Source organism: Nocardia sp. NPDC058658 (assembly GCF_042716665.1).
GTDB lineage: Bacteria > Actinomycetota > Actinomycetes > Mycobacteriales > Mycobacteriaceae > Nocardia.
On record NZ_JBHXRR010000023.1, the window covers coordinates 1 to 18,469 of the forward strand.

At 65.1% G+C, this 18,469-nt stretch carries 20 protein-coding genes and 1 pseudogene; 14 read left to right on the forward strand and 7 right to left on the reverse strand.

Annotated elements, in window-relative coordinates:
- Positions 1–270: 270 nt before the first annotated feature.
- The 4 genes from ACFWUP_RS25265 to ACFWUP_RS25280 all read left to right on the forward strand — a co-directional run bounded on the left by ACFWUP_RS25265 (position 271) and on the right by ACFWUP_RS25280 (position 5,144).
- Positions 271–585 (forward strand): type VII secretion target, encoded by a 315-nt coding sequence (locus ACFWUP_RS25265; protein ID WP_379238314.1) that lies wholly within the window; start codon positions 271–273, stop codon positions 583–585.
- A 29-nt stretch (positions 586–614) separates the two neighbouring features.
- Complete coding sequence (locus ACFWUP_RS25270) at positions 615–1,763, forward strand: polymorphic toxin type 44 domain-containing protein (protein WP_379238316.1); 1,149 nt, start codon at positions 615–617, stop codon at positions 1,761–1,763.
- A gap of 723 nt (positions 1,764–2,486) precedes the next feature.
- Positions 2,487–4,070 carry an adenylate/guanylate cyclase domain-containing protein gene (locus tag ACFWUP_RS25275; protein ID WP_379238497.1) on the forward strand — a complete coding sequence of 528 codons (1,584 nt, stop codon included), beginning with the start codon at positions 2,487–2,489 and terminating at the stop codon, positions 4,068–4,070.
- 9 nt (positions 4,071–4,079) lie between these two features.
- Positions 4,080–5,144, forward strand: coding sequence for a YbhN family protein (locus ACFWUP_RS25280; protein ID WP_379238318.1), 1,065 nt, complete (start codon positions 4,080–4,082; stop codon positions 5,142–5,144).
- On the opposite strand, the gene ACFWUP_RS25285 is transcribed toward ACFWUP_RS25280, so the two are convergent.
- Positions 5,145–5,501, reverse strand: coding sequence for a DUF3054 domain-containing protein (locus tag ACFWUP_RS25285; RefSeq protein WP_379238320.1), 357 nt, complete (start codon positions 5,499–5,501; stop codon positions 5,145–5,147).
- 64 nt (positions 5,502–5,565) lie between these two features.
- The gene (locus ACFWUP_RS25290) at positions 5,566–7,152 is read right to left on the reverse strand and encodes an NTF2-like N-terminal transpeptidase domain-containing protein (protein WP_379238322.1); all 1,587 of its coding nucleotides are present in this window, start codon (positions 7,150–7,152) and stop codon (positions 5,566–5,568) included.
- A gap of 490 nt (positions 7,153–7,642) precedes the next feature.
- Between ACFWUP_RS25290 and ACFWUP_RS25295 the strand changes: the two genes are divergently transcribed.
- The gene (locus ACFWUP_RS25295; protein WP_379238324.1) at positions 7,643–8,197 is read left to right on the forward strand and encodes a hypothetical protein; all 555 of its coding nucleotides are present in this window, start codon (positions 7,643–7,645) and stop codon (positions 8,195–8,197) included.
- Positions 8,198–8,592: 395 nt separating this feature from the next.
- On the forward strand, positions 8,593–9,105 hold the full coding sequence (aroQ, locus tag ACFWUP_RS25300; RefSeq protein WP_379238326.1) for a type II 3-dehydroquinate dehydratase: 513 nt from the start codon (positions 8,593–8,595) through the stop codon (positions 9,103–9,105).
- 40 nt (positions 9,106–9,145) lie between these two features.
- Here the strand turns inward: aroQ and ACFWUP_RS25305 are convergent, their stop codons facing one another.
- Positions 9,146–9,589, reverse strand: coding sequence for a nitroreductase family deazaflavin-dependent oxidoreductase (locus ACFWUP_RS25305; protein ID WP_379238328.1), 444 nt, complete (start codon positions 9,587–9,589; stop codon positions 9,146–9,148).
- 181 nt (positions 9,590–9,770) lie between these two features.
- On the opposite strand from ACFWUP_RS25305, the gene ACFWUP_RS25310 reads away from it, so the two are divergent.
- Genes ACFWUP_RS25310 through ACFWUP_RS25320 form a run of 3 tightly spaced genes read left to right on the forward strand, consistent with a single transcriptional unit; the run spans position 9,771 to position 11,759 of the window.
- The gene (locus ACFWUP_RS25310) at positions 9,771–10,700 is read left to right on the forward strand and encodes an ABC transporter ATP-binding protein (RefSeq protein WP_379238330.1); all 930 of its coding nucleotides are present in this window, start codon (positions 9,771–9,773) and stop codon (positions 10,698–10,700) included.
- Positions 10,697–11,533 (forward strand): ABC transporter permease, encoded by an 837-nt coding sequence (locus ACFWUP_RS25315; RefSeq protein WP_379238332.1) that lies wholly within the window; start codon positions 10,697–10,699, stop codon positions 11,531–11,533. The genes ACFWUP_RS25310 and ACFWUP_RS25315 overlap by 4 nt, the downstream gene beginning before the upstream one ends.
- Positions 11,523–11,759 carry a helix-turn-helix transcriptional regulator gene (locus ACFWUP_RS25320; protein WP_067455043.1) on the forward strand — a complete coding sequence of 79 codons (237 nt, stop codon included), beginning with the start codon at positions 11,523–11,525 and terminating at the stop codon, positions 11,757–11,759. The genes ACFWUP_RS25315 and ACFWUP_RS25320 overlap by 11 nt, the downstream gene beginning before the upstream one ends.
- 48 nt (positions 11,760–11,807) lie before the next feature.
- On the opposite strand, the gene ACFWUP_RS25325 is transcribed toward ACFWUP_RS25320, so the two are convergent.
- Both ACFWUP_RS25325 and ACFWUP_RS25330 read right to left on the reverse strand, forming a co-directional pair.
- Positions 11,808–12,641, reverse strand: coding sequence for an NAD(P)-dependent oxidoreductase (locus ACFWUP_RS25325; RefSeq protein ID WP_379238334.1), 834 nt, complete (start codon positions 12,639–12,641; stop codon positions 11,808–11,810).
- A pseudogene (locus ACFWUP_RS25330) lies at positions 12,641–13,567 on the reverse strand (NAD(P)-dependent oxidoreductase); the annotation flags it as partial. The pseudogene ACFWUP_RS25330 and the gene ACFWUP_RS25325, both read right to left, overlap by 1 nt.
- 86 nt (positions 13,568–13,653) lie before the next feature.
- Between ACFWUP_RS25330 and ACFWUP_RS25335 the strand changes: the two are divergent.
- Positions 13,654–14,034 carry a winged helix-turn-helix transcriptional regulator gene (locus ACFWUP_RS25335; protein ID WP_379238336.1) on the forward strand — a complete coding sequence of 127 codons (381 nt, stop codon included), beginning with the start codon at positions 13,654–13,656 and terminating at the stop codon, positions 14,032–14,034.
- A 12-nt stretch (positions 14,035–14,046) separates the two neighbouring features.
- Here the strand turns inward: ACFWUP_RS25335 and ACFWUP_RS25340 are convergent, their stop codons facing one another.
- Positions 14,047–15,171 carry a glycerate kinase gene (locus tag ACFWUP_RS25340; protein WP_379238338.1) on the reverse strand — a complete coding sequence of 375 codons (1,125 nt, stop codon included), beginning with the start codon at positions 15,169–15,171 and terminating at the stop codon, positions 14,047–14,049.
- A gap of 179 nt (positions 15,172–15,350) precedes the next feature.
- Between ACFWUP_RS25340 and ACFWUP_RS25345 the strand changes: the two genes are divergently transcribed.
- Positions 15,351–15,662, forward strand: coding sequence for a GNAT family N-acetyltransferase (locus ACFWUP_RS25345; RefSeq protein ID WP_379238340.1), 312 nt, complete (start codon positions 15,351–15,353; stop codon positions 15,660–15,662).
- Here ACFWUP_RS25345 and ACFWUP_RS25350 read toward each other — a convergent pair.
- Positions 15,656–16,414 carry a lysophospholipid acyltransferase family protein gene (locus ACFWUP_RS25350; RefSeq protein ID WP_379238342.1) on the reverse strand — a complete coding sequence of 253 codons (759 nt, stop codon included), beginning with the start codon at positions 16,412–16,414 and terminating at the stop codon, positions 15,656–15,658. The two genes, ACFWUP_RS25345 and ACFWUP_RS25350, sit on opposite strands and share 7 nt — an antisense overlap.
- Positions 16,415–16,521: 107 nt before the next feature.
- Between ACFWUP_RS25350 and ACFWUP_RS25355 the strand changes: the two genes are divergently transcribed.
- From ACFWUP_RS25355 to ACFWUP_RS25365, 3 genes are all read left to right on the forward strand, one after another.
- Positions 16,522–17,160: a YqgE/AlgH family protein gene (locus ACFWUP_RS25355; RefSeq protein ID WP_379238344.1), complete on the forward strand. Its 639-nt coding sequence runs from the start codon at positions 16,522–16,524 to the stop codon at positions 17,158–17,160.
- Between the two features lie 66 nt (positions 17,161–17,226).
- Entirely contained in the window at positions 17,227–17,736 is a 510-nt protein-coding gene (locus tag ACFWUP_RS25360; protein ID WP_379238346.1) for a sigma-70 family RNA polymerase sigma factor, read from the forward strand.
- Entirely contained in the window at positions 17,733–18,431 is a 699-nt protein-coding gene (locus ACFWUP_RS25365; protein ID WP_379238348.1) for a zf-HC2 domain-containing protein, read from the forward strand. The genes ACFWUP_RS25360 and ACFWUP_RS25365 overlap by 4 nt, the downstream gene beginning before the upstream one ends.
- The last annotated feature ends 38 nt before the right edge of the window (positions 18,432–18,469 follow it).

Genomic DNA, 18,469 nt, shown 5'->3' on the forward strand with positions numbered 1-18,469 from the left:
GACGGAACAATTTGCCGCTGACTCGCCCCCGTGCGTCTAAGTTATATGAGGGCGGGGCACGGCCCCCTGAGACCGTTAGGAGTACTCCATGACACGCCAGCGATGCGGCGAGCTGGTCGCTCGGCAACTTTGCATGGTGCCCAGGGGGATGGTTCGGACAGCGCCGACCTACCCAGAGCGTTGATCGGAGCAGAAACGCTTGGCATCGATTGACAAGACTATTGACCAGCGGTCTACTGACAATGTAGCCGCTACGGGGGAGGGGATCTTATGAGTCTCAAGGTCGATCCAATCGCATTGGAGGCTTGGGCTAAATGGCTGACCGGGGTTGCCGAAGAGATCAAAGCTCTCGGCAAGAACTCCATTCTTCCCAATATTTCCGATGGCAGGGAAGGAATTTGGATCGAGGGAACGGAATGGGATGCTGTCATGAGCGAAGCGGATAACGCTATTCGCAAAGCCTATAATTCTTCCGCAGCCAGGCAAGAAGAAATGGCAACTATCGCCGCCGGAGCTAAAAATGACTATGAGATTACCGACAACACCTTTGCTGAGCGACTAAAATCCATGGGCGGCCTCGCGTGACTCAGGGATCGTTACGAATCGGACAGATTATGAGTTGGGACTACCCAACACACAGTCTGAACAATCTGGCTCAAAGCAACGAAAAGTATCGGCGATATTTGTCCGACATGCTCGTTGAGCAAGACGACTTGGCTGAATCATGGTCCGGGGCAGGTGCGGAGGCTGCGGCCTCGCGCGTTGTAAGCGAGACAACCGCCGGTAATCATATTGCTAACCAGGTAGACGTTCTTCGTACGGTGCTCACCACCGGGATACAAGATATATTTACAGCCGGATCTACCGCCACCACGAAAGCGAAACACTTCGAAGGCCAGGGGTTCGAAGTAGACGATAGAGGTATCGTAACTGCGAACGCCAAAATAAGAGACTTACACCGCGCGGGCACAACCCCCGCCGCTACCACTGCTGGGCTCGAACTCATGGCAGAGGCTGGGCGATACACGCTTGAATTGCTCGCCGCGCTACAGCACGCGGCAGATACTGCTACGGCAGTCTCGGCGGCAGCCCGCACGGAAATTGCAATCCTATCGGGTCTAATTCAACGCGAATCACCCACAAAAGCTGACCGACCACCCCTGCTGAATTTCGTGGATATCGGCAACACTAGCCTTAGTGAGTTTCGGTTCACCGAAACCGAGAAATATATCTACGATGAAATGATGACCAATTTAGCATCCAAAGATGTATCCGATATGAGCGAGCTCAACGAAGATCGCCACTGGTACGAGCTACTTACGCAAAATCCGGATGCGCGCCACCTGGCCGCGAAAGCGGAGTTTATGAACTTGGTTCAAACCGGAGGCGACTGGGATCATAAGTGGCAATTGCAACAGAAGTTCGGACTTGAAACTGGCGAAGATTTCTATTTCAAAGATCCTTCCCAGGACAAGGCAGTATCGTACGACATCTATTCGAATATTCACTACGGGTATGTAGGACGTGCTTCAGGGTTCGACACTGATACTCTTATCTCATTTGCCAACCTCGGCGACGGAGTAACTGGAACGAACGACAGCGGCGATGACATCAGCATGAATATCGGGGCCGCTCTCTATGATAAATACGGAGCCAATATGACTCAAGCACAGTTACACGCTGGCGTACAAGAGGCGATGCAGCAAATGGAAGCAGGGGTCATGAACGGAGAAGAGATTACGCAGATTCGGAGAACAAAGTGACGCAGCCTGAATCCAAAAACCCGCCACCTAAAGTTACCCGAACAAATTGGCTAGTCGCCTTAGCCGCAAGCATTGCAACTGCCGCTTCGGCGGCGTTACTGCTGCTCAATTCTTGGGCTACATGTGATATCGGTATAAACAACGGGCTCAATACCGCATCGCTAGTGATTCTCTACCTGCCGATCGTTGTCGTAGTGTCATTCACGGCATGGGTAGGAATCTTGCGATTAACAATGAATCTAGGCACGTGGCCACGCCTCGGGGGCATAGCCGCCGCTGCAATATTGTCATTGCTTTTGATCTGGGTACTATATTCCTGGCGACACAACCCTGGCGGCCACTACCCGGCCCCGATCTGCCCACCTGACAACGTCCCCCCGTGGTGGCCGTCTTGGATTCCGGTTTAGTGCAGATTCCGTCAGTCATGACTGACTGAGGTCCGACTATCAGAGGATGTCCGGTCGTGTGAATCCCGGACATCCTCGTGCGGCTACTGAGGTTCCCCCGAACGGGGACACTGTGGCGGACACGTCCATGTCCTGAAACCGGCCGATAACCTCGGCTGCGTTCTCGGTGGCCCACCGATCACCGGTAGCGTGTTGAGCGATGTGTGAGACCTTCTGTGGACCTTGCACGACTGAGACACGGGCACCGACTACCGCGCGGAGGGGATGAGCTGACATGAAGGAAGTTTCTCATCCTCTGGAAGCGGTCAAACAGACCATGCGAACGCGGTGGCCGCTGTACCTGACGTCCGTACTGCTGGCCAACGTGTTCGGCTTCGTCCTGGTGTGGGCCTTCATCCAGTACGGCCTGCCGGTTCCCGAGGGCGATCCGGGTGGGGTGCGCAAGATCGGGCTGCTCGCACCGCTGCTCGTCTTCGGTGTCGCCGCGGTGCTGAGCATCTTCGCGGCCGCGCTCATGTTGCGGCCGGTGATGCGCTGGCAGATGCGCGGTGGCCCGCCGAGCCGACGTGAGCAGATGGCGGCGCTGCACGTGCCGCTGCGGCAGTCGATCGTGCACCTGATCCTGTGGATCATCGGTGGCGCCATCCTGGCCGCGCTGATCATCGCCGACTCGCCGGAGCTGGCGGGCGCGGTGATCGTCACCGAATGTATGGCCGCCACCATCGTGTTCGGCTTCACCTACATGCTCGGCGAACGCATCCTGCGCCCGGTTGCCGCCGAGGCGCTCACCGAGGGCACCTTCGACCACACGCTCACCCCCGGCGTCGGCACGCGGATGGCGATGACCTGGGGCATGGGCACATTCGCGCCGACCATCGCGATCGTGCTGCTGTGCGTCACCCAGATCTCCTCGGACGTGAAGTTCTCGGCGAAGTCGCTTGCCATCTCGATCCTGCTGCTGTGTGGCGTGGTGATCCTGCAGGCGCTGGCACTGTCGATGCTGACCGGTTCCTCGATCTCGGACCCCGTGCGTCAGCTGTCCACCGCCATCAACAAGGTGCAGGCAGGCGCGCGCGACGTGCAGGTGGAGGTCTACGACGGCTCCGAGATCGGGCTGCTGCAGGTGGGCTTCAACCGGATGATGGACGAGGCGGCCAAGCGGCGCAAGCTGCAGGAACTGTTCGGCCAGCACGTCGGCGAGGACGTGGCTCAACGGGCGCTGGACTACGGCACCGAACTCGGTGGTGAGACCCGGTTCGTCGCGGTGCTGTTCGTGGACATGGTCGGTTCGACCGCCGCCGCCGCCGAGCGCCCACCGACCGAGGTGGTGAGCCTGCTCAACGAGTTCTTCCGGGTGGTGGTCGACGTGATCGACAGCCACCACGGTTTCGTCAACAAGTTCGTCGGCGACGCGGCGCTGGCCATCTTCGGCGCCCCACTCGACCGCCCCGACGCACCGAGCGCCGCCCTCGCCGCCGCCCGTGACCTGCGCGAAGCCCTGCGCGAGGTGACCAGCCTCGACGTCGGCATCGGCGTCTCGGCCGGCCTGGCGGTCGCCGGAAACATCGGTGCCGCAAACCGTTTCGAATACACCGTGATCGGCGACCCCGTCAACGAGGCGTCGCGGCTCACCGAATTGGCCAAAGATCATCCCGGCCGCGTTCTCGCTTCGGGCAGCGCGCTCTACTTCGCCGACGAAAGCGAGCAGCAACATTGGATAACCGGAGACGAGGTCCAGTTGCGCGGAAGACGCCGAAAAACCCGCCTGGCCTGGCCGAAGTCCGCGATCGCCGCGCCGCGCACGGACGAGGAAGAACACCCACGTTCGCTAGGCGTACCTCCGCCAACGCTGCGGCCGTGCGCAGTCTGCGGACGGCCGGAAGCCGACTGTGTTCATTAGGCTGAGACCGTGACGGCCGACGGCGACCTAGCAGGCGCACCGGCCGAGCGCCGCCGCCGGTTCCGGTGGGTCAAGTGGGTGCTCGGCGCGGTGGTCCTAGCGCTGCTCGTCGGCGAAGGGATCTATTTATGGCCCCGCCTGCACGAATCGTGGCGCACGCTCACCGAGATCCACTGGGGTTGGCTGATCCTCTGCATCGTCTTACAGGCGATCTCGATGAGCGGGTTCGGCCGAGTACAGAAACAGCTGTTGCACGCGGGTGGGGTGGATGTCAGCCAGGGGAAATCGGTATCGGTGGTCTACGGCGCGACCGCGATGTCGCTGACACTGCCCGCCGGTCAGGTATTCTCCACCGCCTTCACCTACCGCCAGACCCGGCGCTGGGGTGCCAGCCCGATCGTCGCCTCCTGGCAGTTGGTCTTCTCCGGCGTGGTCGCCGCCGCCGGACTGGCACTGATCGGGATCGCCGGTGCCGCGCTGGTCGGGCAGGGCATCGGGTTCAAATTCATCGGCTCGCTGGTGGTGCTCGGCGCGATCCTGTTCATCGGCAACTACCTCGCGCGCCATCCCGGCACGCTCGAGGCGATCCTGCGGCGGGTGCTCGCGCTGGTCAACCGACTGCGCAAGAAGCCCGCCGATCACGGCATCGCCAAGCTGGCCGAGCTGCGCGCGCAACTCGAGTCGGTCGACCTGGGGAAGAAGGACGCGGCGCTGGTCGGGGTGTGGGCGCTGGTGCACCGGTTCGCCGATGTGGCGTGTCTGGGCGCCGCGTGTTTCGCGGTCGGGGCCGATCCGAAGCTGTCCGGGCTGCTCATCGCGTTCGCGGCGGGCAAGGCGGTGGGGTCGATTCCATTCGCGCCGGGCGGCATCGTCTACGTGGACGCGACGCTGATCTACGGTCTCACCGCGGGCGCCGGGCTGCCCGCCGCGCAGGCCGTCGCGGCGGCGTTCGTCTACCGGCTGGTGAGTTTCATCCTGGTCGCCGTCGTCGGCTGGATCGTCTTCGCGTTCCTGTTCCGCAAGGACGACAACAAGGAATACGAGGAAGAGTTCAAGCAGCAGCGCCGGATCTGATCACCGCAGCGCGCGAATGGCCGCCCGCCACCCCAACAGGAACAGCGCGAGCACGCAGGCCGCGACGATCACGAAACTCACCGCGACACCCTGTCCACTGACGGCACGCAACACCATCCCGCCGACCAGTGTGCTGGCCCAGATCAGAATGCCGGTGGGCCACAACGCCGTTGCGTCGAACCGCGTATTCCGCGCGACGAACACCGCGAGCGCCCACCCGATGATCAGCCCTGACCCGAAGGGCCACACCGTCTTCAGCAACCCGGCGATGACAGCCTCATCGTGACTACGCCTTCCGATAGCGCAGAAAACGATCACCAAAACAGCATCGATACCGAACGGCGCGTATCTCTTCACGGACGTAGCGTAACTGGTCAAGATCGACTTCGAGACCGGGTCATACCCACTGACCCGTATTAACTCACGGTTCCGGAGTGGCAAGGGACTTGAGCAGCACGGCCGCCAGTCGTGAAGTGGCGTCACCACTGTCGACGTCGGCGATGTGCACCGCGAAGACCAGATCACCCATCGTCGCCAGCAGCCAACCGTCGGTGCCGCCCGTCGCGGCGAAGGCGGTGATATCGCGGAACCCGCGCAGCGCAGCGGTTTCCGGCTTGCCGATGCCCTCGTGCATCATCGCGCGCAACCGGTCGACCGCGGGCTGAGGCAAGGCGGGGACCGGCGTATCGGTGGTCCCCGGCTGGCCTGCCACGATCATCGGCGGCGCCACCGAGCCACGCGAAATGGCCGCCGCGGCAATCGCCATTCCGAACGGACTCACCTGCACCGCGTCCGCGCCCGCGCCCTGACGCACCTGCTCGGTGCTGCGGCCCGGCGCGCTGATCCGCCCGGTCACCTCGTCGAGCCCGGCCACCTTGAAGTCGACGCCGACGCCCAGCGCAGTGGCCGCCTCGGCGGCTTCGGCCACCGTCACGTCCTGCGGCGGCTTGTTCTTGGTCGCCGCGGCGACCGCACGGAACAGCTCCATCGTGCCGCCCGCCGGGTACAGCCCGGTGAACGCGATCGGACCCTTCTCGGTGGCGTAGGAGTTCTGCGCCACCGCGACGACCGCGCCCGTCGAAGGCTGGATGGCCACGACTGTGGCCGGAGTGCCGGCGCTCACCACCGCGTCCTCGGCGGCACGCTGCAATCGCTGATCCATGGTCGCGGCGATATCCGGACCCGCGGGCCCCTGATAACCGGCCACCTGGTTGACGAACCGGCCGTCGGCCTCGAAGATCTGCACGCCCCAGCCCGCGGTCGCCTCGAGGCTGTCCTGCCACACCTTGCGCAGCGCGTCGAGCATCGGCGAGCGGGTGCGCCGGTCGGCCGAGATCAGTTTGGGCTGCTTCTCCATCACCACGCCCGCGATCTTGGCCATCCGCGGTTCCAGGATCGCGAAGTCGCCGTCGCGCAGGTTCACCGCGACGATCGGCTGACCTTGCGAGCCCGCGAGCTGCTGCATCAGCGACGGCCCGGTGATCAGTGGCGCGACCGGTTCGATGGCGTCGGCGAGTGCGTTGGTGGTGGCGACGAGGTCGCCGGTGCGGCTCGGGTCGATCTTGATGACATTGAGCGTCTGCTCGGTCATCAGCACCTCGCCGGGCAGGTCGACGACCTTCGGCGGCGGCTTCGCGGTGGTGCGCACGAGCTTGACGGTGCGGTTGTTCGCCAGCTGCGGCATCACGACGGCGGGCTCCCAGGAGATCCGCCAGCCGATGGCGAGCTTGCGGACGGTGCCCTGCAGTGTGTAGGTCCAGTCCTTCTTCTCGCCGAAATTCCAGGCGACGTCCATGCTGAAGATCGCCGACTGCGGGTCGAGGTCGATGACCTGTGACGCCTCGTAGTCGACGGTGCCCGTTTTCAGGCCCTCGAACATTTGCTTCATGGTTGCCGAAGCGGCGGCGGGGTACGAGGTCAGGTCAGCGGCCTTGCCGTAGTCCTGATCGTCGAGGAGATCGGTGAACCGCTGGACCACCGTCTCCGACTCGCTCGTCTTCCCACCCACTCCGCACGAGCACAGCGCAATGGCGAGGGTCGCAACCCCCGCGATCGCCATTGCGCCCCGGACGCGAAAGCGGCGGGATCCCCACACATCCATATCGCCCACTCTTCACTCTTGCCACTCCGGTAACAAATCCACCGTACCGGAAGTTGACCCGTCTCCAATGCCCCGGTAGGCCGGGACGCTCCCCGACCTCGACACCTCGATTGTGCCGGAAATCTCGCCCTGATGAGGACAACATTTCCAACCTCGCCCAGTAAGCGGCAACAACTGCTGTGTCAACCGTACCGACAGCTACGCCGGGTCGTGCGGATCTCGCATTTGTCCGGCGATTCAACGCGAGGGTACCCAGGGCCACCGTCAGCCAACCCCCTCGGGACCCCCCTCGTGAATCGAAAACTACCCGTTCACGCAGAGCGGAATCTCTCGCACCCACAACGGCGTAATCTTGTAATCAATGCAACGTACATAAGACAGATAGCAGGTGACCACCATGCGCAACGCTCCTCGCGAACCCAAATTCGGCCGACCCGGTGGCTGGCAGCAAGCCGACCTCCCCGATCCGGCCGACGCCCCCGACTGGTTCGCCGGACGATTGCCCGCCGACTGGTTCACCGGACCGGTGGAGATCGAGATCGACCGCGACGAGATCGTGGTGGTCGGCGAACTCCCCCTCCCCGACGACGCCAGCACCGCCACCAAGGAAGGCACCCTCGCCCGTTTCCGCGAGTCCACCCGCCCCGCGCGCATGCAGATCGCCGACGAGGCCCAGCGCCGTTACGGCCGCAGCGTCGCCTGGGGCGTGAAGGTGGACGGCCAACGAACCGTCTTCACCCACCTCGCCGTCCCCGTGATGACCCGCCTGCGCCAGCCCGAACGCCAGGTCCTCGACACCCTCATCGACGCAGGCGTAGCCCGCTCCCGCGCCGACGCCCTCGCCTGGACCGTCAAACTCGCAGGCAAACACGCCGAATCCTGGCTCGCCGAACTAAGAGAAGCGATGCGCAAAGTAGACGACCTACGCGCAGAAGGCCCCACCGGCTTGTAGTCCGCGGACACAGCCCGGCCGGGTCAGCAGGATGCGTAGCGACCGATGCCGACAGCCTGGGCCGGGTAGGCATGGATGCGTAGCGACCGATGCCGACAGCCTGGGCCGCGTCAGCAGGATGCGTAGCGACCGATGCCGACAGCCTGGGCCGGGTAGGCATGGATGCGTAGCGACCGATATGTCCACAACCTGGGCCGGGTAATCCCAGGAAGTCTCTACCCAAAGGGGCCCGCCCCGATCTGGACTGACCGGAGGGTGCGACGAAGGAGTACCCGCAGGGAGGGAAGATCGGGGCACCGGAGGGCCCCGCTCGAGCGCGCCAGCGCTCCAAAAACACAGCCTGAAACCACCCGGGCCAGGCATACCCCGAGCATGCCCCTATTAGGCTGGCCTGCATGGAAACCGTGCACCCCACAGGTCCGATCCTGGTCATCAACGGGCCGAACCTGAACATGCTCGGGACCCGTCAGCCCGAGATCTACGGCGCCGACACCCTCGATGATGTCGTCACCCTGTGCGAACAGACCGCCGCGCGCTTCGGTCGCACGGTGGTCGCCTTCCAGTCCAATCACGAAGGCGCCCTGATCGATCGGATCCAGCAGGCGCGCGGCGAGGCCTCGGCCATCGTCATCAACCCCGGCGGCCTGACACACACCTCGGTCGCATTGCGCGACGCCCTGGTGATCCCGGAGGTGCCGATCGTGGAGGTGCACATCAGCAATGTGCACGCCCGCGAGGAATTCCGGCACCATTCCTACGTCTCCCCGATCGCGACCGCGGTCATCGCGGGCCTCGGCATCCAGGGTTACGCCGCCGCGATCGAGTACTGTGCCGCCTCTCCGCGAATTCAAGCCAGACCCAGGCGCGGGGCGATCCGAGGACGCGGCCGACGGCCCTACAGCGAGTGAGTCAGCCCGTGCCCGGTGAGTTACCCATGTTCTCGCGCAATCATGCGAGATGGAAAACCGGGAAACCGGGGGCGATCGCGGCAAGCTCTGCATCGGTCGCATCCTTGGTGACGCCTTCGAAGAACTTGCCGACCTCCCAGCCCCACTTCTCCAGGTACAGCCGCAGCAGCGGGACCTTGTCGGCATCGGGAACCTCGGTGGCCGTGAATGTTTCGACCTTGCGACCCAGCCGCAGTTCACCCTCGCCCGCCACCCGCAGGTTGCGCACCCACTGCACGTGTCCGCGCGGCGCGACCAGGTAGCGCTCACCGTCGGCGGCCGTCATCACATTGACCATGGTGGTGCGCCATTCGCCGCTCTTGCGCCCGCGCACCGCGAGCAGTCGCGAACCCATGATGCTGACCCCGAACTTGGGCAGCAGGTTGGCGATCTTGTTGACGAACGGGTCGATGCCGGTCGGGGGCAGGTGGCGGGTGTTGGTCATATCGATCACTCCTCAAACTGTGAGCACTGCTCTCTGTTGAGTACGAGTATGCGCGCGCCCGCCTCGCAAATCAAGAGCAGTGCTCTCGTTTCCCGAAATGTCCAATTCCGGTGAAGTATTGCCGCGATGGAATGTAGTACGTATGCTACATATCATCGAAGGTCGATGACTGGGAGGACTCATGACTTCGAACAACAACGCTGTTCTCGACGTCAGGCAACTACGGATGCGCTACGACGAGACAGACGTCCTGCACGATGTGACATTCCGAGCCGAACGCGGGGAAGTGCTCGTCATGCTCGGCCCCAACGGCGCGGGCAAAACCACCACGATCGAGATCCTCGAGGGGTTCCGCAGGAGGTCGGCCGGTCAGGTCGACGTGCTGGGGGCCGATCCCGAACACGGTGACGAACTCTGGCGCGCCCGCATCGGCGTGGTGCTCCAATCCTGGCGTGACCACGCCAAATGGCGGGTGGCCGAACTACTTCGGCATCTCGGCACCTACTACGCCCCCTATTCCACGGGTCGAGTTCAACGACCTTGGGACACAGCCGAACTCATCGATCTGGTCGGACTCACCGACCAGGCGAACGCGAAGATCTCCACCCTGTCGGGCGGTCAACGCCGCAGGTTGGACGTGGCGATCGGCATCGTCGGCAAGCCCGAACTGCTGTTCATGGACGAACCGACCGCCGGTTTCGACCCGGCCGCGCGCCGCGACTTCCACGATCTCGTGCACCGCCTCGCCGATCTCGAAGAAACCACCGTCCTGCTCACCACCCACGACCTCGACGAGGCCGAGAAGCTCGCGGACCGAATCCTGATCCTGGCAGGCGGGCGGATCATCGCCGACGGTTCCCCGGACGAACTGTCCCGGTCCATCGCGGGCGAAGCCCAGGTCAGCTGGACCGTCGAGGACCAGCGCTTCGTGCACACCACCACCGAGTCCACCAAGTTCGTGCACGAACTGTTCAAGCAGCACGGCGAAGCCATCGGCGACCTGGAGGTTCGTCGCGCCTCGCTCGAAGACACCTATATGACGCTGGTTCGGCGCGCGGAATCCGGCGAGGAAGCCGCCGCCGTCCACACTCTCGCGGAGGTCACCCTATGAGCGGCACCCGGGCAGGCATCAACCGCGGTCTCATCGAACTGCGCCAGGCCTACACCAACCCCATCGACCTGATCGGCCAGTTCCTCACGCCCGCGATCACTCTCGGCGTGCTGTTCCTGCTGCGCGACAAGACCTACGGCGACAGCGATCTGTCGATCGCCGAGCTGGCTGTGCCGGGCATGCTGTCGACCATCATCTCGTTCAACGGCATGTACGCGCTGCTCAACGTGCTGGTGCAGGATCGCGAGGACGGCACGTTGCTGCGCGCCAAGGCGGTCCCGAAGGGGATGGTCGGCTATTTCGTCGGCAAGATCCTGACCACGGCGGGCGCGGTCCTGATGCAGCTGGCTATCGTGCTCGGCGTGAGCATGGTGATCATCGGCGGCTTCTCGCTGAGCGGAGCAGGGGCGGTGGCGACCTTCGCGTGGGTGGTTGTCCTCGGCCTGCTCGCGGTGTTGCCGCTCGGCGCGATCCTCGGCAGCGTCCTGGACACGCGCACCGGCTTCCTGCTCACCATCCCGCTGATGGCCATCATCGCCATCTCTGGCATCTTCTACCCGATCACCGCCATGCCCGGTTGGTTGCAGGGGCTCGCCCAGGTGTTCCCGATCTACTGGCTCGGACTGGGTATGCGTTCGGCCCTGCTGCCCGCCGAAGCGGTCACGATCGAACTCGACCAGTCGTGGCGGCACCTGGAAACCGTTGGGGTGCTGGGCCTCTGGGCCGTGGTCGGTCTCGCAATCGCACCGTTCATCCTGCGGCGCATGGCGAGCAACGAATCCGGGTCCGTGATGGCGCAGCGAAGGGACAAGGCGATGCAACGTGCCTTCTGAGGTCATCTACAACCGCATCGCGATGTTGCGCGCCGAGCGCGGCATCTCGCGGCGGGACCTGGCCGAGGCACTCGGTGTGCACTACCAGACCGTCGGCTACCTCGAGCGGGGCGAATACAGCCCCAGCCTGCACCTGGCCCTGCGCCTGGCAGCCTATTTCGAGGTAGCGGTGGAAGTGGTGTTCTCCACCGAGCCGTTCCCGAGGCTGGGCGCCGAGACCGCCTGAGCACGACCGAACCGTCCGGCAGCAACTGTGCCGGACGGTTTCGGTGTGTCATCGGCGAAGCAGCTGAAATGTCGAGGCCGACGTGCCGACGGCTCGGTCCCAGAAGGACGAAACCGATTCCGCCAGCACGGTATCCACGCCGACGGCGGTGCCGGTCTCCACGACGTGCCGCGCACCGGCCGCCATCATCCGCAGGTAGGCCGCATCAGCGAGGCCGCCGTCCGCTGCCATCCCCGCCCACGCGGCGTACAGGTCGCCGAGACTGCCCAGTGAGCGCTGGGCGTAGGGCAGGAACCGAGCGATCTCGGAGCCGGACCGCTCGATGATCGCCAGCGCCTGTTCGTAGCCGAGCAGCAGCGGCAGGAACAGGGCCAGCATCGCCTGGTAGTAGACCTGGGCCGCGCCGTCGTCGGCACCCAGATATTCCGCTGCCGCCAAGGGCCGCAACAACTCTCGCTGCGCCTCGAAGACTTCCGGGAGCCCGCTGTAGAAGATGTAGGCCGACGAGCCTGCGAGCTCTTCGGGCTGAGCCATCACCCCACCGGCGAGAAACTCACCACCTCGGGCCCGGACGAACGCCGCGCCTTCCCTGGTGCGCTGTGGGGAATCCGAGGACAGGTTGACCACGACCTTGCCGGTCAGATCAACGGAATCGAGGACCGCGTCCATCGCGTCGTAGTGGGTCAGGCTGAGCACGATGAGCTCGGCCGCCGCCACCGCTTCGGCGATCGAGTCGGCGCGCTCGGCGCCGAGCCCGTCGGCCTTCTCCGGGGTGCGGTTCCAGACCGTCACCGCGACTCCGGCCGCGAGATAGGTGCGCACGATCTGCTGCCCCATCGGGCCGAGCCCGAGCCCGATCACGGTGACGGATCGGCCCGGCATCAGGAGGCCTTGCCCAGCATCAGGGCGTAGGTCGAAACCGGTTCGCCCGCAGCCTCACTCGCGGCGATGGCCTTGCGCCAGTACGACTGGGCGAGGTGGGAGAACCCCGCGTCGACGCCGACTTCCTCGCTGGCGTCGATGATGTGCTGGGCGCCCGCGTCCATCATCTTCAGGCTGGCCAAGTCGGCCCAGCCGCCGTTCTGGTTCGCGACGGAGAACTGTTCCATGAAGTAGGGGAACGCCTCGCTGGCACGGACCGCGAACGGGACGAACTGGGCGATGTCGTGGCCGGACTTCGCGATCACCGCGGTGGCCTGGTCGAAGGCCAGCAGCCACGGATGGAAAATCGTGAGAAGTGCCTGGTAGAAGACCTGGGCGAGGCCGTCGTCGGTGCCGAGGTATTCCTGAGGGCTCAGCGGGCGCAGGAGTTCGGCGTGCGCGTCGAACACCGGCTTCGGGCCGCTGTAGAAGATGTAGGACGCGGGATGGGCGATATTGTCGCCCGCCGACATCACACCGCCGGAGAAGAACTCGGCGCCGCGCTCACGGACCCACTTCGCACCTGCCCGCGCCTTCTCCGGGGAATCCGAGGACAGGTTGGCGATGACCTTGCCCGGCAGGTGGTCGATCGCCTGGCCGAGCACGTCGTACATGGCGTCGTAGTGGGTCAGGCTGAGCACGGAGACCTCGTTGGCGTCGAGCGCCTCGGCGACGGTCTCGGCGCGCTTGGCACCCAGCGCCACCATGGCGTCGACCTTGGCGGTGCTGCGATTCCACACCGTCACCTCGACGCCCGCCCCGAGGAACGCCTTGACCATGGACTGACCCATCGGGCCGAGGCCGAGGACGGAAACGGATTTGTCAGACATGTTGTGGCCCTTCACTTTTCGAGACTGGGTGATTCGGTGTCGCTTTCCATGGTGGTCGGCCCGGGTATCGTCGGGAAGACCGAACGTTGTGGTGCGGTTGCTTACCTAGAGGTTCGAAATACGGTCAGAAGGGTGTGGCGACGATGAGTAGTGACGCAGATCACGATGTATGCGGCATGAGCCTGGCCATCGACGTGGTCGGCGGTAAGTGGAAGCTGCACCTGATGTGGGTGCTCGGCGACGGACCGCAGCGGTTCGGGCAGATCCGGCGGCTGCTCGACGGCGTGAGCGAGAAGGTGCTCGCCGAGAACCTGCGGCACCTGGAGAGCACCGGTGTGGTGCATCGCGAGATCTTCCCCGAGATTCCCCCGCGCGTGGAGTACTCGCTCACCCCGCTGGGCGAAACCCTGCGCCTCGCGTTGGAACCGCTGGAGACCTGGGGCAACAGCCACCGTTCGGAACTGGCCGCCGTAACCCAGCCGCCGCGCATCGCCGAGCCGCAGGCCGCACGCGTCGCGCTGTAGAACGCTCGCCGACTACAAGTGCTCCACGGCGATTCTCTCGCCGATCCGCTCGAGCAGCTCCGCCGCGGCACTGATCGACCGCGCCGGATCGGGCTCCAGATCGCTGAGCGGATAGCACGCGGCGAACCCGGCGGCGCGAATCTCCCCGGACGACAACAGAGTTCGCCCCACCGCCGCGATCACCGGCACCCGCGCCCGCTTCGCCGCCGCCGCCACCCCGACGGGCGCTTTCCCGTGCATGCTCTGGTGATCGAGTGAACCCTCACCGGTGACGACCAGCGTGGCCTCGTCGAGCAGTGCCGTGAATTCCAGCAGCTCGAGCAGCACATCGATCCCGCTGCGCACCTGCGCTCCCAATACCGCGAGCGCCCCGAACCCGGTCCCGCCCGCGGCGCCGGCCCCACCGATCTCGGCGTACCCGGTGCCCAGCACCGCCGCCCAATTGGTCAGTCCCGCTTCGAGTTTCGTCATCTGCCGAGCGGTGGCGCCCTTCTGTGGCGCGTACACCGCCACCGCACCAGCGGGCCCGAGCAACGGGTTGTCCACATCGCAGGCCAACGTGAATCGCGCCGTCGAGACAGCAGGATGCAATCCGCCTCGATCCACCGAGACAACCTGTTCGAGCATCGCGGACACATCCCCGTATCCCGCCAATTCGACACCCTGCTGATCGAGCAACCGCAGCCCGAGCGCCCGCAACAACCCGGACCCACCATCGGTCGAGGCGCTGCCGCCGAGCCCGATCACGATCTCGCGCGCCCCCGCGTCGAGCGCGTGCGCGATCACCACACCCAGCCCGAAGGTGTCGGCGCGCAGCGGATCGAGCCGCCCACCCGGCAGTTTCACCAGCCCCACCGCAACGGCCAACTCCACCACCGCGGTGTCCCCACGCACCGCGTACACCGCCGTCGAAGGCTCGCCGGTCGGCCCAGGCGCCTCCACTTCCACCCGCGTCCACCCGGACGCGACGAAAGCGTCGACCATCCCGTCCCCACCATCGGCCACCGGCACACACCGCACCTGCGCCTTGGGCGCCCGCCGAGAAATCCCCCGCCTGAGTGCCTCAGCAACTTCAGGCGCCGAAAGGGACCCCTTGAACTTGTCCGGAGCAAGCACAACAACCGGCACACGACTCATCAGTTCTGTTCCGCCTCTCCGCTGTTGCGCCTCTTTCGCGTATTCAGCGTGTCGTATCGAGCTCGACCGTTCGCTCTCGGCCTCACGTCAAGTTTGCGGCCGCTCGGAGGTGGCTGGGGAGTTACCCATGTTCTCATTTGATCAGTGGGTTGTCCCTGTGAAGGCGGTAGCGTCATTGTATGGCGACCGAGGTCCGCAAGAACACCGCCCTCGAGCGGTTCGAACTCACCACCGACGGTCACCCCGCCGGCTACATCGAATACCAGGACACCGGCGACGAACGCGCCCTCGTCCACACCGAGATCTACCCACGTTTCGAAGGCCGCGGACTGGCGAATGTCCTGGTCGAGGCAACACTGGACGCCAGCAGAGAAGAGGGCTACAGCGTTTTGCCGATGTGCCCGGTGGTCCTGCATTTCATCACCACCCACCCCGACTACATCGCCTACGTCCCGCAGCGGGCCAGGGAGTTGTTCGGCCTGCCTCAGTAATTCGCGACGGCACCGTCGACGGCCAGTTGCAGCTCTTCCTTGACGAGCCTGGCGATGTCGGCGGGCCGCTGCGGCAGTTCCAGGATCGGCGCCCGGAAGTAGGCGACGCCCGACACGACCTCCGCCGCGGTGGGTGCGACACCGGCCTCGTAGCTCCCGTAATTCATGCCGATGGCGATCATCGCCGGTGCGGCGTCCAGCTTGGCCGCGCGGAACGCGATATGCCCGATTCCGCTGCCCACCGCCTGCACCTTGGTGTGATCTACCTCATTGCAGGTGCCCTCGGGGAAGATCGCGAGGTGATCACCGGCGGCCAACCGCTGCGCGCACACATCCATCATGCGCTGACCTGCGGCATTGACCGCCCGGATGCCGTGATCCTTGCCGCGGAACACCGGAATCCCGCCCATCATGTCCACTTTGCGCCGCTGCTCGGGATCGAGGAAAAGCTCGTCCTTGGCGAGCACCCGCACCCGCCCGATCTTGGAACGCAACGGCGAGCGCCACGCCGTCGCCGCGACCGTGTACGGGTCGCTGGTCGAGAGATGGTTGATCGCGTAGATCACCGGCCGCCCGCTGCGGACCAGTGCCTTCAACTGCTGTTTCGCGCCCTCGGCGAACCGGACCCGCGGCTGGAATCGCCGGGCCAGCACCGCGTACGAGGCCAGCGCCTTCCACCTGTTCTGCTGATGCCGCAGGTAGTAGTCGTACACGGCATCGTTGTCGTCGAGCAGGACGGCGGGCGAGTGCATAGCGCGACCCTACCGGGCGATCCGTGGCGTGCGCGCGGGATGAAATTCCGGTTCCGATCCGGTCCACGGGAAGCGCGCACCGCCGCCGAAAATGCGATGATGGCTCGGTGGCAGGCGGAGACGACCCGGACGAGCGCCGGACTCGCGACGGGCACGGCGACGATCGGCGGCGCGGTCAGCCCGCGGCGGGCGTGCGCGCGGGCAACCTGCTGGTGTCCGCGATAGACCTGGTGGAACCCACTTTTCGACGCACCGTCGTGTACGTGATCGAACACAACGACGCGGGCAGTCTCGGCGTGGTGCTGAACCGGCCGAGCGAGACCCCGGTGGTGGATGTGCTGCCCGCCTGGGCCCATCTGGCCGCCGCACCGACCGACCTCTATATCGGCGGTCCGGTCAAACGCGACGCCGCGCTGTGCCTCGCGGTGCTGCGCGCGGGTGTCGACATCTCCGATATCCGTGGCCTGCGCCGGGTGGACGGGCGGGTGGTGCTGGTCGATCTGGACGCCGACCCCGCCGAGATCGGCCCGCTCGTCGAGCAGCTGCGGATCTTTGCCGGGTACGCGGGCTGGTCGATGGGCCAGCTCGACGGCGAACTCGACAACGACGACTGGATCGTGGTGTCGGCGCTGCCGTCGGATCCGATCGCCACCGACCGCCACGACCTGTGGTCGGCGGTGCTGCGCCGTCAGCCGTTGCCGCTGGCTCTGCTCGCCACGCACCCGATTGAACTCGAACGCAACTGACTCCGTTACTCCTGTAGACGAGCAGGAGTACACATGAATTACGACGAGCAGTGACCAGGGCCGCCGATGAACGACGGTCGCGACGAATTGATGCGCGCGCTCTACGCCGAGCACGCACCCGCACTGTGGCGCTTCACCCTCGGGTTGGTGCGCGATCCGGGCCGGGCCGAGGACATCGTGCAGGAAACCCTGCTGCGCGCCTGGCAGCGTCCCGCCGTGCTGGAACAGACCGATACCTCGCCGCGCGCCTGGTTGTTCACCGTGGCACGTAATCTCGCGGTCGACGAACACCGCAGTGCGCGCAACCGCCGCGAATTCGGCACCGATACCCTGCCGGAGCAGGCGAGCCCCGATCAATCGGATCGCGCGCTCGACGGCTGGCTGGTCGCCGACGCGCTGAACACGTTGAGTCCGGATCATCGCGAGGTGATCGTGCGGGCCTACTATCGCGGCCTCGGTATGGCCCAGATCGCCGACGAACTGGGTATCCCACCGGGGACGGTGAAATCACGCCTGCACTACGGCATGCGTGCCATGCGACTGGCGCTACAGGAGATGGGGGTGACGAACCGATGACCGACCTCGCTGACGAGTACAGCACCTGGGACGCTGCCTATGTCCTCGGTTCGCTCGGTGCCGCCGAGCGGCGCGAATACGAAACGCACCTGACCGATTGCGCGCACTGCCAGCAGGCGGTGGCCGAACTGTCCGGGATGCCCGGCATGCTCGGGTTGGTCGACCGCGATACCGCGCTGTCGATGATCGCCGCGCCGGAACCGCTCGCACCGCAGGTCCCCGATCTGATCCCGTCGCTGGCCGCGGCTGCCGAACGGCGACGCAAGCGCAGGCGCTGGGTAGGTGTCGGGAGCGCGGTGGCGGCTGCCGCGGCCGCGGTGGCGATCGCGATTCCGGTGACGATGAATGTCGCCGGTTCGGACACCCCGACCGAGCAGATCGTCGCCGAACAGCAGATGCAGGCGGTGGAGCAGACGCCGGTGAGCGCGCAGGTGAAACTCGTTGCCGACGGTGACCGCACGCGCCTGGTGATGACCTGCCGTTACGCGCCGAGCGCCTACGGTTCCAGCTACACCCACACCTACGGCCTGGTGGTGACCGCGGGTGAGCAGCGGTTCGAACTCGACCAGTGGCCCGCGGGCCCCGGTACCGAGCTGACGGTGGATCGCACCATCGACGCTCCGCCGGATGCGATCAGCAAGGTGGAGATCACCTCGGTCGATTCCGGGCGGACCATATTGGTCGCCGACGTCTGATCACACAAATGGTCCGGTCTCCTTCAGTGGAGACCGGA

Bases quoted from the DNA above. Each gene is read 5' to 3' on its own strand.
- ACFWUP_RS25265 (WP_379238314.1), top strand. From the start codon at position 271: ATGAGTCTCAAGGTCGATCCAATCGCATTGGAGGCTTGGGCTAAATGG.
- ACFWUP_RS25270 (WP_379238316.1), top strand. From the start codon at position 615: ATGAGTTGGGACTACCCAACACACAGTCTGAACAATCTGGCTCAAAGC.
- ACFWUP_RS25275 (WP_379238497.1), top strand. From the start codon at position 2,487: ATGCGAACGCGGTGGCCGCTGTACCTGACGTCCGTACTGCTGGCCAAC.
- ACFWUP_RS25295 (WP_379238324.1), top strand. From the start codon at position 7,643: ATGCGCAACGCTCCTCGCGAACCCAAATTCGGCCGACCCGGTGGCTGG.
- aroQ (WP_379238326.1), top strand. From the start codon at position 8,593: ATGGAAACCGTGCACCCCACAGGTCCGATCCTGGTCATCAACGGGCCG.
- ACFWUP_RS25305 (WP_379238328.1), bottom strand. From the start codon at position 9,589: ATGACCAACACCCGCCACCTGCCCCCGACCGGCATCGACCCGTTCGTC.
- ACFWUP_RS25310 (WP_379238330.1), top strand. From the start codon at position 9,771: ATGACTTCGAACAACAACGCTGTTCTCGACGTCAGGCAACTACGGATG.
- ACFWUP_RS25315 (WP_379238332.1), top strand. From the start codon at position 10,697: ATGAGCGGCACCCGGGCAGGCATCAACCGCGGTCTCATCGAACTGCGC.
- ACFWUP_RS25325 (WP_379238334.1), bottom strand. From the start codon at position 12,641: ATGCCGGGCCGATCCGTCACCGTGATCGGGCTCGGGCTCGGCCCGATG.
- ACFWUP_RS25335 (WP_379238336.1), top strand. From the start codon at position 13,654: ATGAGTAGTGACGCAGATCACGATGTATGCGGCATGAGCCTGGCCATC.
- ACFWUP_RS25340 (WP_379238338.1), bottom strand. From the start codon at position 15,171: ATGAGTCGTGTGCCGGTTGTTGTGCTTGCTCCGGACAAGTTCAAGGGG.
- ACFWUP_RS25345 (WP_379238340.1), top strand. From the start codon at position 15,351: ATGGCGACCGAGGTCCGCAAGAACACCGCCCTCGAGCGGTTCGAACTC.
- ACFWUP_RS25350 (WP_379238342.1), bottom strand. From the start codon at position 16,414: ATGCACTCGCCCGCCGTCCTGCTCGACGACAACGATGCCGTGTACGAC.
- ACFWUP_RS25360 (WP_379238346.1), top strand. From the start codon at position 17,227: ATGAACGACGGTCGCGACGAATTGATGCGCGCGCTCTACGCCGAGCAC.
- ACFWUP_RS25365 (WP_379238348.1), top strand. From the start codon at position 17,733: ATGACCGACCTCGCTGACGAGTACAGCACCTGGGACGCTGCCTATGTC.